This is a genomic window from Lysinibacillus sp. Bpr_S20, assembly GCF_023337835.1.
In the GTDB taxonomy this organism is placed as follows: Bacteria; Bacillota; Bacilli; order Bacillales_A; family Planococcaceae; genus Lysinibacillus.
This window is the reverse complement of sequence record NZ_JALNLQ010000017.1, coordinates 1-14,143: the sequence shown is the minus strand read 5'-3', so window position 1 is coordinate 14,143 and position 14,143 is coordinate 1. Positions and strand designations below refer to the sequence as shown.

16 protein-coding genes and 1 rRNA gene are annotated in these 14,143 nt (G+C 36.7%); 1 reads left to right on the top strand and 16 read right to left on the bottom strand.

From position 1 onward, the window contains the following. Positions 1–104: 104 nt before the first annotated feature. Both MWJ95_RS23305 and metG read right to left on the bottom strand, forming a co-directional pair. On the bottom strand, positions 105–875 hold the full coding sequence (locus tag MWJ95_RS23305; RefSeq protein WP_249076042.1) for a TatD family hydrolase: 771 nt from the start codon (positions 873–875) through the stop codon (positions 105–107). 252 nt (positions 876–1,127) lie between these two features. Continuing rightward, on the bottom strand, positions 1,128–3,104 hold the full coding sequence (gene metG / locus MWJ95_RS23300) for a methionine--tRNA ligase (RefSeq protein ID WP_249076041.1): 1,977 nt from the start codon (positions 3,102–3,104) through the stop codon (positions 1,128–1,130). Between the two features lie 561 nt (positions 3,105–3,665). On the opposite strand from metG, the gene MWJ95_RS23295 reads away from it, so the two are divergent. Next, positions 3,666–3,944 carry an AbrB/MazE/SpoVT family DNA-binding domain-containing protein gene (locus MWJ95_RS23295; protein ID WP_004229214.1) on the top strand — a complete coding sequence of 93 codons (279 nt, stop codon included), beginning with the start codon at positions 3,666–3,668 and terminating at the stop codon, positions 3,942–3,944. A gap of 279 nt (positions 3,945–4,223) precedes the next feature. Here MWJ95_RS23295 and rsmI read toward each other — a convergent pair whose 3' ends face one another. The 14 genes from rsmI to rrf all read right to left on the bottom strand — a co-directional run bounded on the left by rsmI (position 4,224) and on the right by rrf (position 14,007). Continuing rightward, entirely contained in the window at positions 4,224–5,096 is an 873-nt protein-coding gene (gene rsmI, locus MWJ95_RS23290) for a 16S rRNA (cytidine(1402)-2'-O)-methyltransferase (protein ID WP_249107320.1), read from the bottom strand. Continuing rightward, on the bottom strand, positions 5,093–5,356 hold the full coding sequence (locus MWJ95_RS23285) for a GIY-YIG nuclease family protein (protein WP_249076039.1): 264 nt from the start codon (positions 5,354–5,356) through the stop codon (positions 5,093–5,095). Before MWJ95_RS23285 ends, rsmI begins: the two co-directional genes overlap by 4 nt. After that, positions 5,340–6,089, bottom strand: a complete 750-nt coding sequence (locus MWJ95_RS23280) for a tRNA1(Val) (adenine(37)-N6)-methyltransferase (RefSeq protein ID WP_249076038.1) — start codon at positions 6,087–6,089, stop codon at positions 5,340–5,342. The genes MWJ95_RS23285 and MWJ95_RS23280 overlap by 17 nt, the downstream gene beginning before the upstream one ends. A 63-nt stretch (positions 6,090–6,152) precedes the next feature. Continuing rightward, entirely contained in the window at positions 6,153–6,509 is a 357-nt protein-coding gene (gene yabA, locus MWJ95_RS23275; RefSeq protein WP_308221951.1) for a DNA replication initiation control protein YabA, read from the bottom strand. Positions 6,510–6,536: 27 nt separating this feature from the next. Beyond that, positions 6,537–7,352 (bottom strand): PSP1 domain-containing protein, encoded by an 816-nt coding sequence (locus tag MWJ95_RS23270; RefSeq protein WP_249076037.1) that lies wholly within the window; start codon positions 7,350–7,352, stop codon positions 6,537–6,539. Beyond that, a complete protein-coding gene (holB, locus tag MWJ95_RS23265) occupies positions 7,345–8,349 on the bottom strand; it encodes a DNA polymerase III subunit delta' (RefSeq protein ID WP_249076036.1) in 1,005 nt (334 codons plus the stop codon). The genes MWJ95_RS23270 and holB overlap by 8 nt, the downstream gene beginning before the upstream one ends. Before the next feature lie 185 nt (positions 8,350–8,534). Continuing rightward, positions 8,535–8,975 carry a YaaR family protein gene (locus tag MWJ95_RS23260; protein ID WP_249107319.1) on the bottom strand — a complete coding sequence of 147 codons (441 nt, stop codon included), beginning with the start codon at positions 8,973–8,975 and terminating at the stop codon, positions 8,535–8,537. Between the two features lie 74 nt (positions 8,976–9,049). Then, complete coding sequence (locus MWJ95_RS23255; protein ID WP_049667342.1) at positions 9,050–9,379, bottom strand: cyclic-di-AMP receptor; 330 nt, start codon at positions 9,377–9,379, stop codon at positions 9,050–9,052. Positions 9,380–9,674: 295 nt separating this feature from the next. Then, entirely contained in the window at positions 9,675–10,304 is a 630-nt protein-coding gene (gene tmk / locus MWJ95_RS23250; protein ID WP_249076034.1) for a dTMP kinase, read from the bottom strand. 17 nt (positions 10,305–10,321) lie between these two features. After that, positions 10,322–11,746, bottom strand: coding sequence for an aminotransferase class I/II-fold pyridoxal phosphate-dependent enzyme (locus MWJ95_RS23245; protein ID WP_249107318.1), 1,425 nt, complete (start codon positions 11,744–11,746; stop codon positions 10,322–10,324). Between the two features lie 90 nt (positions 11,747–11,836). Then, positions 11,837–12,373, bottom strand: coding sequence for an HXXEE domain-containing protein (locus MWJ95_RS23240; RefSeq protein WP_249076032.1), 537 nt, complete (start codon positions 12,371–12,373; stop codon positions 11,837–11,839). Between the two features lie 139 nt (positions 12,374–12,512). Further along, entirely contained in the window at positions 12,513–13,088 is a 576-nt protein-coding gene (locus tag MWJ95_RS23235) for a TetR/AcrR family transcriptional regulator (RefSeq protein ID WP_249107317.1), read from the bottom strand. Between the two features lie 258 nt (positions 13,089–13,346). Next, positions 13,347–13,781 (bottom strand): SRPBCC family protein, encoded by a 435-nt coding sequence (locus MWJ95_RS23230; RefSeq protein WP_249076030.1) that lies wholly within the window; start codon positions 13,779–13,781, stop codon positions 13,347–13,349. A 110-nt stretch (positions 13,782–13,891) separates the two neighbouring features. Further along, positions 13,892–14,007, bottom strand: a 5S ribosomal RNA gene (gene rrf / locus MWJ95_RS23225). Positions 14,008–14,143 lie beyond the last annotated feature (136 nt).

Below are 14,143 nucleotides of genomic sequence, written 5' to 3'. Positions count from 1 at the left end.
TATACGTACTAGATTTGGCACTGTCAACCCGAATGTACTTCAAAGAAAATTGACAATATCTTTTTAGCCAACTACAAACTCAGTATTGGAGGCATCTCAGCTAATTAATTGTCAATCCTAAAAAATTTTTTCGCATTGGCTGTCGTTGCCTGTGCAATTTCCTCAATCGTTAATCCTTTTAAACGAGCAATTTCTTCTGCAACTAAAGGCACTAAAGCTGGCTCATTACGTTTTCCTCGATATGGATGAGGCGCTAAATACGGAGCATCTGTTTCGATCATCAAATGCTCTAAAGCTATTTCTGTCGCCACTTCCTTCGGCATTCGTGCATTTTTAAATGTCACCGGTCCACCAAGACTAATCATAAAATTCATAGCAATACATTCATGCGCGGTTTCCACACTGCCACTATAACAATGCATGACACCTCCCACGGAAGCAGCGTTTTCTTCACGTAAAATTTGGACAACATCTCCAGTAGCATCCCTGTTATGAATAATGATTGGTAAATTTAGCTTTTGCGCTAAATGAATTTGCTTGCGGAAAAGTGCTTGTTGAACATCTTTCGGGGATTTATCCCAATAGTAGTCCAATCCAGTTTCACCAATACCCACTACTTTCGGATGTGCTGCTAATCCCTCAATCCAATTTAAATCTTCTTGTGTGCAATCAATAGCATCAACTGGGTGCCAACCAATGACGCCGTAAACAAAATCATATTGTTCAATCAGTTGCATTGTTTTTTCAATGGTTTTGCGATCAAAACCAACAACAACCATCGTTTCTACTTTAGCTTCGAGAGCTCGATCTATAACCTCTTGTAAGTCTTCTTCATACTGATCAGCATTTAAGTGTACATGTGTATCAATAAACATCGTCATTCTCCTAACATAGATTTTATTAAAAATTATTATTTCATATTTTTCGTCAGTGTTACAAATTTGTTACAAACGATTTAGTATTATAACATTTCGCATTCCACAGACATCACGCTTATTACTATATACCTAAAAAACCCGAATGAATAATGTGTATAAATTATTTTAAGATAACAAACTACTTATTTTCAAAGCGGATTTTAAAAGCCTGCTGAACTTTTTCCATTCAGCAGGCCTTCCAAAAATTTTTTACTTTACTTTTGCACCGTTTTCTAGTTTTTGATCAACCGATGCTAATTTTAAAATTCCATCTTTCTCACCGGCTAAAATCATTCCTTGAGATAATTCACCGCGTAATTTAACTGGCTTTAGGTTAGTGACCACAATCACTTTTTGACCAATCAATTCATCTGGCGAATAAAACTTTGCAATACCTGAAACCACTTGGCGTTGCTCATATCCAAGATCCACTTGAAGCTTTAATAATTTGTCTGCTTTCGGAATAGTTTCACATGCTATTACTGTAGCTACGCGTAAATCAACTTTCATAAAATCATCAATAGTAATTTCAGGAATTTCTGGAATATCCGCAGGTTTTTGCTCAACTTTTGATTCTTCCACTTGCGGCGTTTTCACTGAACCACGCATTTCTTCACGGATATACTCAATTTCAACTTCACTCTCTAAACGAGGGAAAATTGGAATACCTTTTTCTACCACTTTAATGTTTGCCGGAATAGTATTGCCGAATGTTTCAATTGTTTCCCATGCTAAGAATTTGTCATCCAAGCCTAATTGTTCGATGATTCGTTTGGGAGTAGATGTCATAAATGGTTGTAACATGACAGCAATTTGGTGTAAGCTCTCTGCCAAATTTCGCATTACGGCGCCTAATTTTGGCTTGTCTGATTCTTCTTTTGCTAGCACCCACGGTTGCGTTTCATCTATATATTTATTCGTTCTCGAAACAAGCGTCCATACGTCTGCTAAAACGACACTAAACTGCATTTTTTCCATACTTTCTTCATATTTAATACGTACCGATTCAGCCTGGTCTTGTAAAGCCGCATCAAATTCTGTCGATTGAAGATTTTCAGTTGGAATAATGCCGTCGAAATATTTATTAATCATTGAAATAGTACGATTCAATAAATTACCTAAATCGTTTGCTAAGTCGAAGTTTGTCCGTTCAACAAAAGATTCTGGTGAAAATACACCATCAGACCCGAATGGTAACTCACGCAATAGGAAATATCGTGTCGCATCTAAGCCATAACGTTCTATTAACATTTCCGGATAAATAACATTGCCCTTTGATTTAGACATCTTACCGTCTTTCATCATGATAAAACCATGAGCAAATATTTTCTTCGGAAGTGGTAAATCTAGTGCCATTAAGAAAATTGGCCAATAAATAGTATGGAATCGAACGATATCTTTACCAACTACATGTACATCTGCCGGCCAATATTTATTGAATAATGTTTCATCCTCAGACAGATAACCTAGTGATGTAATATAGTTAGTTAAGGCATCTACCCATACATAAATAACATGTTTAGGGTCTCCCGGAACTTTAATGCCCCAATCAAATGATGTTCTTGAAACAGATAAATCTTCTAACCCTGGTTTAATGAAGTTATTAATCATTTCATTTTTTCGAGATTCAGGCTCAATGAATCCAAGGTTTTCTTCATAATAAGCTAAAAGACGATCTGCGTATTTCTTCATATTAAAGAAGTAAGATTCCTCTTTCACTTTGTGTACTGGACGACCACAGTCTGGACAATTACCATCTACTAATTGTGTCTCCGTAAAAAATGATTCACATGGTGTACAGTACCAACCTTCATACTCACCTTTATAAATATCACCATTATCTAAAAACTTTTGGAAAATCTTTTCGACAGTTTTCGTATGACGCTCTTGCGTTGTTTGAATAAAGTCATCGTATGAAATGTCCATTAATGCCCAAAGTTTTTTTGCAGCATCTGCAATTTCATTCACGTATTCTTGAGGATGTTTGCCCGCTTCTGCAGCTTTTTCTTGAATTTTTTGTCCATGCTCATCCATTCCAGTTAAAAAACGTACATCATAACCACGTAAACGTTTATAACGTGCCATTGTATCTGATGCTACAGTTGTATACGCTGTACCAATATGGAATTTCCCACTTGGGTAATAAATAGGGGTTGTTATATAGAATGTTTTGTTTTGTTCGCTCACAAGAACTGCCTCCATTGTTTCACAGTATACTATCTATTCTAACTAAGTACGAAATTCGTTTCAACTTCTTTCAGCGGTGTCATGGAATCGGAAAAGGAACTCTTATATAGGAAGTTAGCCAAATCATCGCATCCATGCGATGATTTGGCTAACTAACCTGCATCGGTAAAAACGCTACGTCCTGTGACATTACCGAAATGACCGACATCATGTCGACCCTCACGCAGGCTAAGTATAAAGCCGTTTTTGGACGCCATGATGCCTCGGCATAGTTGATTGATAATATATCCCGCGCGAAAAATGTCGAATGATATAATCAATCCATTTAATGTATTAAACAAGAATCTTTTTTACTATAAATCAAAATATATAATAAAAACCTTTTAAAAAAACCAAAATATCTGTTTTCTCCTCAAAAAATTTTTTTGAAACAATAATATTAGTGTATTAATTAATTGACGTTTATGGCATTACTTGGTATGATAACTATCAGACAAAGAATTTATGTCGAAATTTGACGAAATACCGATATAACTTTTAACATTAGGAGGAAAAATAATTATGAAATCAACAGGAATCGTTCGTAAAGTCGATGAATTAGGACGTGTAGTAATTCCAATCGAACTTCGCCGTACATTAGGTATTGCAGAAAAAGATGCTTTAGAAATCTATGTGGATGATGACAAAATCATCTTAAAAAAATATATGCCTAACATGACATGTGCTGTAACTGGTGAAGTATCTGATGATAACTTCCGTTTAGTTGGAGGCAAATTAATTTTAAGCCCAGAAGGCGCAGAAATGTTAGTGAAAGAAATTCAATCTAACTTAAAAAAATAATTTGATCTACACACCTAAATCAAACACAGTGATTTGGGTGTTTTGTTTTTATCAATCAAAGATAAATATAATATAACCAATTCTTAAGTGCCTTATAATGTCCATGTCAGACCTTTTAAGATTAAGGTTGTATTTTTTATCATATTAAATAGTTTATGCTCCTTACCATAACGTGGGGTTGATTTCCGTTCCGACAGGGTGCTTTCCTTGGGATCAACAACCTAATTGATTAGCTATACAAAAAAGAGGTGCCCTATTAAGGCTACCTCTTTCTTTACATTAACTATGGTATTCATTATAGATTTCTCGCTTCGCTACTTGACGTAGTTTTGCAACTTCCTTTATAGCTTCCTTTGATGTTACACCTGTATGATTAATAATATAATCGACATGTTCAATGATAGACATTGTAACCCAATAGGCTTCTTCATTACTTTCTTCCTCGGCATTGTCGTTTCCTTCAAGGACAATACAAAATTCTCCTCGAATTTCCTCTGTTTGTGACCATTCCACTGCTTCAACCAACGTACCACGTAAAAACTCTTCGAATTTTTTAGTCAACTCGCGAGCTAACACAATCCGTCGATTACCGAGAATAGTTTCCATATCTTTCAAAGTGTCCTTGATACGATGAGGTGCCTCATAAAACAGGATAGTTTCCTGACGTTTTTTTAGTTGCTCTAATTGCTGTCGTCGCTCCTTTTTCCCTCGATTTAAAAATCCATAAAAGAAAAATGGCTGTGGCGTTAGTCCAGAAGCAATTAATGCTGATATTGCAGCATTAGGGCCTGGCACCGGTACAACGGGAAAGTCTTGTTCGATTGCTTTTTCGACTATATCTGCACCAGGGTCGGAAATACAAGGCAGACCTGCATCACTAACTAATGCAACTGTTTTTCCCTCACGTAAGAAGGCTAATAGCTTCTCCCCACCCACCTCTAAATTATGTTCATGATAGCTTATCAGTGGTGTTTCTATATCAAAGTAATTGCATAGTTTCTTTGTATTACGTGTATCCTCTGCTGCAATAATATCTGCTTCCTTTAAAATACGTAGCGCACGTACACTCATATCCTCTAGGTTACCAATAGGCGTTGCCACTAAATATAAACAACCTGTATGACCGTGCATTGTACTTTTCTGAGATTTCATGCGTCATCCCTCCCTATATATTTCATCTTTTGCTTTCGTGTTAACTGTTTAAAAGCATATTCTGCTCGCATCGCTTCTTGTTTCGTATCGAACTCCTCTACATAAATACATTCTACTGGTCCTCGCGCTCTCGTATATTTTGCACCTTTACCAGCATTATGTACACCGACACGCTTGTCTACATTATTCGTGTAGCCTGCGTAAAAGGATTGATCGGCACATTCTAATACATAAAAATAATGGCTATTGTTCTTTTCCATAAAGGATTTCTCTCACTTCTGCTGTATATTCATTATTCGCGTTATAAACATACAGGGGCGGTAATATTTTTAGATCAGGCTTACCATCTTTAATTCCTTCTATTAATAATGTATTGGCCTCCTTACCTTCTTTCGGGTAAATAAGTTGCATACGTTTAGGCTCTAAACGATTTGCACGCATTGCCGTAACAATATCTAATAACCGACCAGGACGATGAACAAAAGCAGCCTTTCCGCCTTGTTTTAACAATTTACTTGCTGATTGTATGGATTCCTCTAATGTTAAATATAGTTCATGACGCGCTATAGCGTAATGCTCACTTAAGTTTTTATCACTTGCTTCATGTGCTAAAAAATATGGCGGATTACACGTTACAACATCATATTTTTCAATACCAAGCTCCTTAGGAATTTCCTTCACATCACCGAGGACCATATGAATTTGATCTTCTAACTTATTGTAACGGATACTTCGCTCAGCCATATCAAATAAACGTGGTTGAATTTCTACTCCTGTTATATGCCCTTTTGTTCTGGCGCTTAAAAAAAGTGGAATTACACCATTTCCTGAGCACAAATCAACAATTTTCCCTTTATGATGTGGGACATTGACAAATTTTGAAAGTAGTACTGCATCCAATGAAAACGAAAAGACAGAAGGGCTTTGAATAATACGTAAATTCTCAGCCAATAAATAGTCTAACCGTTCGTCACCCTTCAACCAATTTTCCATGTTTCTTCCTCCTACTATACAAAACAAAAGACTGACACCACCATAGTGGGAATCAGCCTTCTATTACACATTTTGTTTATTTAAAAATGATAGACAAAACAGACAGTCTTCACCTTTACGTGAACCTCCGAAATGAACATGACAAACATGGAAGCCTTCTTGGTATAAACGTGCTAGGTTATCATAACCTTCGCCAATATCTAACGAATTCTCTTTCTTCTCATCAGTAGCCTGTACGGAGTTTTCATTCGAAAGTAGTTCTTCCAGCCGTGTACGAAGGTGATGATTTTCTGTTTCGAGTGCCTTATGCTCCTCCATCATTAACGCTACAAATTGTTTCAATGCACCAAATTGCTCCTGCATTGCTTCGAGCTGTTGTTCGAACTCCATAACGGTATCTAAGAAATTACGGTCCTTCACCCAAGCCACCTCGTCCAATTCTCTATCTTAAATAAGATTTTTTTCGCATGCTAGCAGTTCTTCTAGTGTATACTCGACTGTGCGCTCCTGCTCTTGTAAATATACTTGAATAAGTCTTTCCAGTACATTTAAACCTACAACTTTACCACGGCCATCTGGTGTCATCGCCATTTCACCAATGTCTGGCATGCCCTCTTTTGCTTCCTCATATTCATCATTTTCATACTTTAAGCAGCACATTAAACGACCGCAAAGACCTGAAATTTTGGATGGATTTAAAGATAAGTTTTGATCTTTAGCCATTTTAATAGAAACCGGCTCAAAATCTCCTAAAAAAGTTGAGCAGCAAAGCATCCGGCCACATGGACCAATGCCGCCTAACAACTTCGCCTCATCACGTACACCAATTTGGCGAAGCTCAATACGTGTTCTAAAAACCGAAGCTAAATCTTTTACAAGATCTCTAAAATCAACTCGCCCTTCAGCCGTAAAATAAAAGATGATTTTATTACGATCAAATGTATATTCAACATCAACGAGCTTCATTTCTAAATTATGCTCAATGATTTTTGTACTTGCTAGTTCAAATGCTCGCTTTGATTCAGCTGCATTTTCCTCTACTTGGATACGATCACGCTCATCCGCTGGTCGTAGAACCTGTTTAAGTGGTAATACAACATCATTATCCCCTACAACCTTTTGAGGGACAACTACTTTACCATATTCCACTCCGCGAGCTGTCTCTACAATGACATACTGACTGTCCTCTAGTAGATATGATGCTGGATCAAAATAATATATTTTACCCGCTTTTTTAAAACGGACTCCCACTACATTATACAAATGTATATCCCTCCTGCAGATTTAGCATTAACTGCTCCATCATTAACGTCCTATTCATGTTACGCTGTAAAGATGAACGTGCCTGTAAAATAGACTCCATTTGACTAGATAGACGTTCATAAGTCGAATGTAACGCAGCTTCTTTAAATGTTTGTAACATGTCTGGGTAAGTACAAGCTGCTTCGGGATTAGCTTTTATTGACACTATATCACGGTAAGCAAATAGTAGTAAATCTAATGCCTGCTCCATCTCGCCTTTTTCTTTAAACAGTGGCAACCATTCTTCATGTACAACAAGCATTGCTTCATGTACATTCTGACGAATTGCCTCTACTAATTTTAACACTGTTTTTCGAGCATGTGCAAACTGCTCATCATTTGCTAAAATCATAGCTGTTTCGAGCTCGTTCGTCATCATGCTCACTGTAGAAGCCATCGAGTAAGAAATGTTGTGATCTTGCAAATGCTTCAACAATAAGTGTCGAGGCATTTTTTGAAATTTAATATGCTGGCAGCGAGAACGAATCGTTGGTAAAATTGACTGCATTTGCTCTGTTAACAAAATCGCAGTTACCTCACCATCAGGTTCCTCTAAAAATTTAAGAATCATGTTTGCAGAGGCAATATTGAGACGGTCTGCATGGTGAAGCACATAAATCTTACGTCCTTCTTCAACCCCCATCATCTTCATCTCTGCAATTAATTCACGTATTTGATCAATTTTTATAAATTGGCCTTCTGGATAAATTTGATGAATATTTGGATGATTACCCGAATCAACACGTCTGCAATTTCGACATGTTTCACATGGAACATTTTGATTTGGTTGCTCGCATAGCATTAATTTAACAAAAAACTGCATAATATCAACTTTGCCTGTCCCTTTTTCGCCATCAAAAATGTATGCATGCGCTAATCTATTTTTGTCAAAAATCGTTTGAAGCTGCTTCATTACGACTGGTTGTAGTGTGAATAGCTCTTCAACATTCTTGGCCATATATATAAATTCCTTCCTATTTTCAATTACACTCATAGCATAATTGTTTTCCATTGCTCAATTTTAGTACAGAAACATCTGCGTTTTTAGAGCAGATAGATTAGTTTCGTGTCATTCAGCAAATAAATTAGCTGCTGAATTGATTTGAAAAAAGCCCGCGCCTACAAGAGAACGAGACACGGGTTTTACATATACAAATTAATTAATAAGCCTTTAATCTCACCGATTTTATCAAGTAGGTCAATTGCTTCCTTTTCTTCATCTAAAATATCTTGCGCAAGCTCTACAAGACGCGTATCAATAGTTTCGATAATTTTTAAGCGTCTTCCTTCACCAAAACGATTCCATGTATGCGATTGCTTTAAATCCATACCATGCTCTACAGTTTCTTGTAGGAATCGTTTAACAAGCATTTTAAAACGAGCAAGTTCTCGTAAATTACGTGATCTTGCAACACGGTCACCTGCTGTAGAAATATCTCCTAGCAGTCGTGTAAGCTGTTCAGTTTGCAATTTGCTTCCTTGCTTGACGACCATATCTCCAAATCGGTTATTTTGATTATTGTTATGCAGTGGCTCTTTACGATTAGTATTTAACCCGACACGTATATCTTGATTGATCTTCAAGCTGTTTCGCCCCCACTTGCCTTCTATATCAAATACATATATTGTGTTTTACTTCTATTTAATGTGGCAATGATCTAAAAATGATGAAACTGTTCGATTGGTAATACAAAAACTGTCGCTCCTCCTACCTCTACCTCCACTGGATAAGGTATATAGGAATCTGTATTCCCTCCTAAAGGCGAAACAGGTGCAACCATTTGTTCACGTGCTCGACAATTATCACGAATAATATCTAAAACTTTGGGTATAAGAGAGTCTTCCGTCCCAATAAGAAACGTCGTATTTCCAGAGCGTAAAAATCCTCCTGTGCTCGCTAATTTAGTTGCGCGAAACTGGTTTTTCGTTAAAGCATTCGATAAACGGCTGCTATCTTGATCTTGCACTACAGCTACGACTAACTTCATTCGCACTCACCCCTTTGATAAAATTCATCTAAATAAATTTTAGTTACCATTATCAATTATGCCTCAGCATAATGGTGTCCGGATCAGGCTTTATGCTTGCACAAAGAACACCTTTCCGGTTCCGTGACATCCACCAAAGTTCCTTTATTTCAGTAGGTTTTTAGGTATCTACTGAAAATGAACAATATCCATACCCATCAAATCTTTTCGCTTGCGCACAGAAAACATTCGTTGAATGAAGATAAAATTATAGATGTTACCATTATATCACATTGTGTTAGACAACTTCATGCATTTACTGTATTGCTTCATATATTAATGACCATACATCTTCAACAACACGCTCAATATTTTGGTCCGCATTGATGACATGTATACGATCAGCGTAACGCTCTACTAGCTGTAAATATCCTTCCCGAACCTTTTTATGAAAAGCTAAACTTTCAACATCTAAGCGATTTACTTCTCGCTCTCCATGAGCATGAATTCGTGCCAAGCCAACCTCTGGAGCAAGGTCAAATAATATGGTCATATCGGGTAACTTCTTACCGATTGCAAACTCATTAATGGATAATACTTCATCTACGCCGATACCGCGTGCATATCCTTGGTATGCTAATGAAGAATCGATAAATCGATCGCAAATAACCATTTTACCAGCATCCAATGCAGGTCGTACTTTTTCAAAATAATGCTGACTTCTCGCCGCTGCGTATAATAACGCTTCTGTACGTTCATCCATGGCTGTATGTTCAGGGTTCAAAATAATACTCCTAATTTTCTCAGCAATCTCAATACCACCAGGCTCTCTCGTTGCTAAAACATCAATATTTTCTTCTGCAAGTCGCTCAGCTATTTTTTGAATAACTGTTGTTTTTCCAGCACCCTCAGGACCTTCAAATGTAATAAATAAATTGCAATTCATGCTGTTATTGCCTCCAACTATTTAATGATCTCAATCATCTTTTCTTCTAAACGGTGATTTCCTTGGAACGTTGCACCAGTAGCCAGTAACTCTTCTAGCCGACTCAGCTTTGCTACTGTTATTTTTTCGCCCGGAACAAGCAATGGAATGCCTGGTGGATAAGGAATAATCATACTAGCAGAGATACGGCCCATTGTTCGCATATATGGTAACCATTCTTTCTCCGCCTTTTCAATGTCATCAAATGTATAGGCTGGTTCCGTAATAGCTACAAAATTATAGGCTGCTTGCGAAGCAGTTACTATTTCGGACCTTGGTGTACTTAATAACAATGTTACAGCATCCTTAATTCGGACACGTATTTCTGCAAATGGATAGGTATGCCCCTGTTTCAACAAAGGTAGCACAAGCAATACTTGATTCGCATCTGCTAGTTCTGCATATACGTGCTTTGCTTCTAATGCTTCTTGTAATTGAAAACCGCTATAGCCATCAACACGTAATAATAATTTTATAGGGTCGTCTACCTCAATCACTTCCAAAGAGCCAATAGCTCGTAATGCCTCTACCCATTGATTCCTTTTCTCTATTATATATGCACCATCACTCTCCATATATGTCTGTATATAATGGCGTGCATCATCTAAAGAAGCCAATAAAAGATAGGATGGGCTGCTAGATTGCAGCATACGTAAATAGTGATTTATTTTGTCGACATCGATGAAGTTAGAATTAACATGCATAAAGGATGCCATTGTCATAGCAGGCAAAGTTTTATGTGCAGACTGTACTACTATATCTGCCCCAAATGACAATGCTGATGGTTGAAATAAAGTACAGGCACTAAAATGCGCTCCATGTGCTTCATCCACTAAGACAGGAATACCTTTCTCATGACAATAGGCAATCTGCTGCTGTATTTCTTTAGATGTCATACCATAGTAAGTAGGATACGTTAAAACTACTGCCCGAGCCTCTGGATGAAAATCAACTGCTTCTTTTAAATCTTTATAAGAAACATGTGTGGCAGTTAATGTACGTTCATCCCATAGTGGGGAAACAAATACAGGCTTTGCGCCAACAAGCTCAATTGCGTGAAATATTGACTTGTGTGCATTACGTTGGACAATAATCGTATCACCCTTTTTACATGTGGCATAAATCATCGCTAGATTTCCAACTGTAGATCCACCTACTAAAAAAAAGCTTTTCATCGCCCCATATGTATCTGCCAATAAGTTTTCTGCCTCTAATATTATTTCCTCTGGGTGATGTAAGTCATCAAGACCTGATAATTCAGTCACATCATATCGCATGACATCTTTAAAGGGCTGAGGAAGATGGGACAGTTCGCCATGCTTATGTCCTGGGACATGAAAGGAAATATTTTGTTGTTGTCGAAAGCGCTCTAAGCCTTCTACAATCGGCTTTTTCTTTTGCAAAACAAAACACCCATTTCCGTTATATTCTTATTTAATTATAACACTTACATTACAAAAACATTTGCTGAATCGCTATAAATAAAGTGAAATTCAGATAACCTTTTTACCGATCCAATGTGCTAGTAATGCAACAGGGATCAATAAAAGACAAAATGGCAAGCTAACGAAAATAATGTCCCATGTTATGACTTTATTGATTAATAACGAACGATACAAAATTAAACTGTATGGAATGACAATTATCAAAGATGTAAGTGCACCTGGTGTAATGGCACGAAGAAAAACAGATTGTGCAAGGTGAGTGAATGCATGTAAAAAGTAGGTTAGCGTAACAATAGTGAAAAAATAGATATCTCCAAATGGCCCTTGATGTACATATTGATTTGCTAAAAAAGTGGAACTACTTACAAACATGAATATAACGATTACTGCTACGGCAAACTGTGCTGTCGACATCGAGAACTGTTTCATAACTCGATCAGCAATTTTCTTCGGCAGTCTTTCATACAAAATCGTAGAATTCTTATTTAACCACTTTTCAACCATAATGATTTCTTCAAAATCATGCAAAATGAACATAATAGGGAATAGCCAAATAAGTGTTTGAATATTTATCCATTGCTCCATAATGATACCTCCTTTTTAAATTCTATTGAGTAATCACTCAAATGTTTTTCAAAAAAATAGTTCCTCGCAAATAACGTGTGTTAACTTTCGTTTCGATTGGGCACTTTCTTGGTGACGTTCGATCTCCACTACAATCTACTTATACAATTTGCATTCCTTTTAAAAGAAACATCGCTACCTCTTCAATATAATCATTATTTCCAATTGGCATTTTTTCTGCTTTTCTTTCTTCAACTAAAACATGCGTTAATATTGTTGAAAGAAACATCGAAGCTGCCGTTTCTACTGTCTTTTTTTCTACACTACATAAAGAAGCTCTTATCAAAAATGAACTGACTTGTTCATTCATTGTATTTATAAAATCTACAATATCCTTACTAACATCCGTGTTCCGTACTATTTCCGGGGACCAAATAAAAGTTAAAAAGCTTTTATTATGTGATAAAAAATTGGCATATAATTGGCCAAATTTAATTAAAGCTGGATATGGCTCCATCATAGAAAGAGCTTTTATCTCATTTTGTAGCGAGCCAATAAATGAAAATTCACGAATAAGATAATTAAGAAGCCCATTTTTATCTTTAAAATAATAAAATATAAGCCCCTCTGCTACTCCGCTTTTTAATGCTATTTCTTTAGTAGTCGTCGCGGTAAAGCCCCTTTTAGTAAAAAGCTCTAATGATGCCTCCAAGATTTTATCCTTCTTTGACGCCAAACCTTTCCACCACCTTTTTTAATGTTTGAGTATATACTCAAATATAAGACTCATAAAAAGAACTGTCAAGTTATACCAAAAATCACAAGATAATGTGGGTTGGTCTCAGTTCCGACGTTAACATTTTAGTAAATTGTCATATCGAACTTTTGGTGATGAAACATAAAAAGACCATTGCACCTAATAGCAATGATCCTTTTACTTTCCTTAGTAGATACTATTTTAAAGCGTACTTAACTGCAATTTTCTCTACACATACTAAATACTAGCCTTTACCGCCATCCTTTGTACTAGCTGTTCTACTAATTGCGGTACAAATTTTTCTAATATTGGATTCATCATTCCTGCTAAGAAGCCACTTGCCTTCATCGTTAAATTGCCTACTAACTGACATGTACCATCCTGATTTTGTGTAATTTCAAAATAACCATCACCATTTATCGGATCGGATAAACCTACCAAATCAAACATAACCTGATGAGGACTGGACTCCTTGCATTTAAGCTCAACCTTTACGGCTTTTTGAATAATTCCGAAATCGCCTTGAAATACCCAAATCATATTTTGTTCATTTGGAAATTCATGATGTAAATAACCCGGTATTAGTACAGCCCATTCCCCTTTATCTTGAATAAATTCCTGTAGCTTTGCTTTTTCAATTTGAATATTTTCTCTATATAACCCTGTTGCCATTTCAATTCACCCCTATATTGTTAATTTGAATCAATTTACATTCTAACATTTTTTAGGGTATAGATTGCAAAACAACAAAAAAACCACTGATTTCTCAGTGGCCGCTTTGTGCCTAGCGACGTCCTACTCTCACAGGGGGAAGCCCCCAACTACCATCGGCGCTAAAGAGCTTAACTTCCGTGTTCGGTATGGGAACGGGTGTGACCTCTTTGCCATCATCACTAGACATATGAAAGAATTTATTCTTTCAAAACTGGATAAACGGTGCATTGAATGTTTCAAACGTTTTGGTTAAGTCCTCGATCGATTAGTATTCGTCAGCTCCATGTGTCACCACACTTCCACCTCGAACCTATCTACCT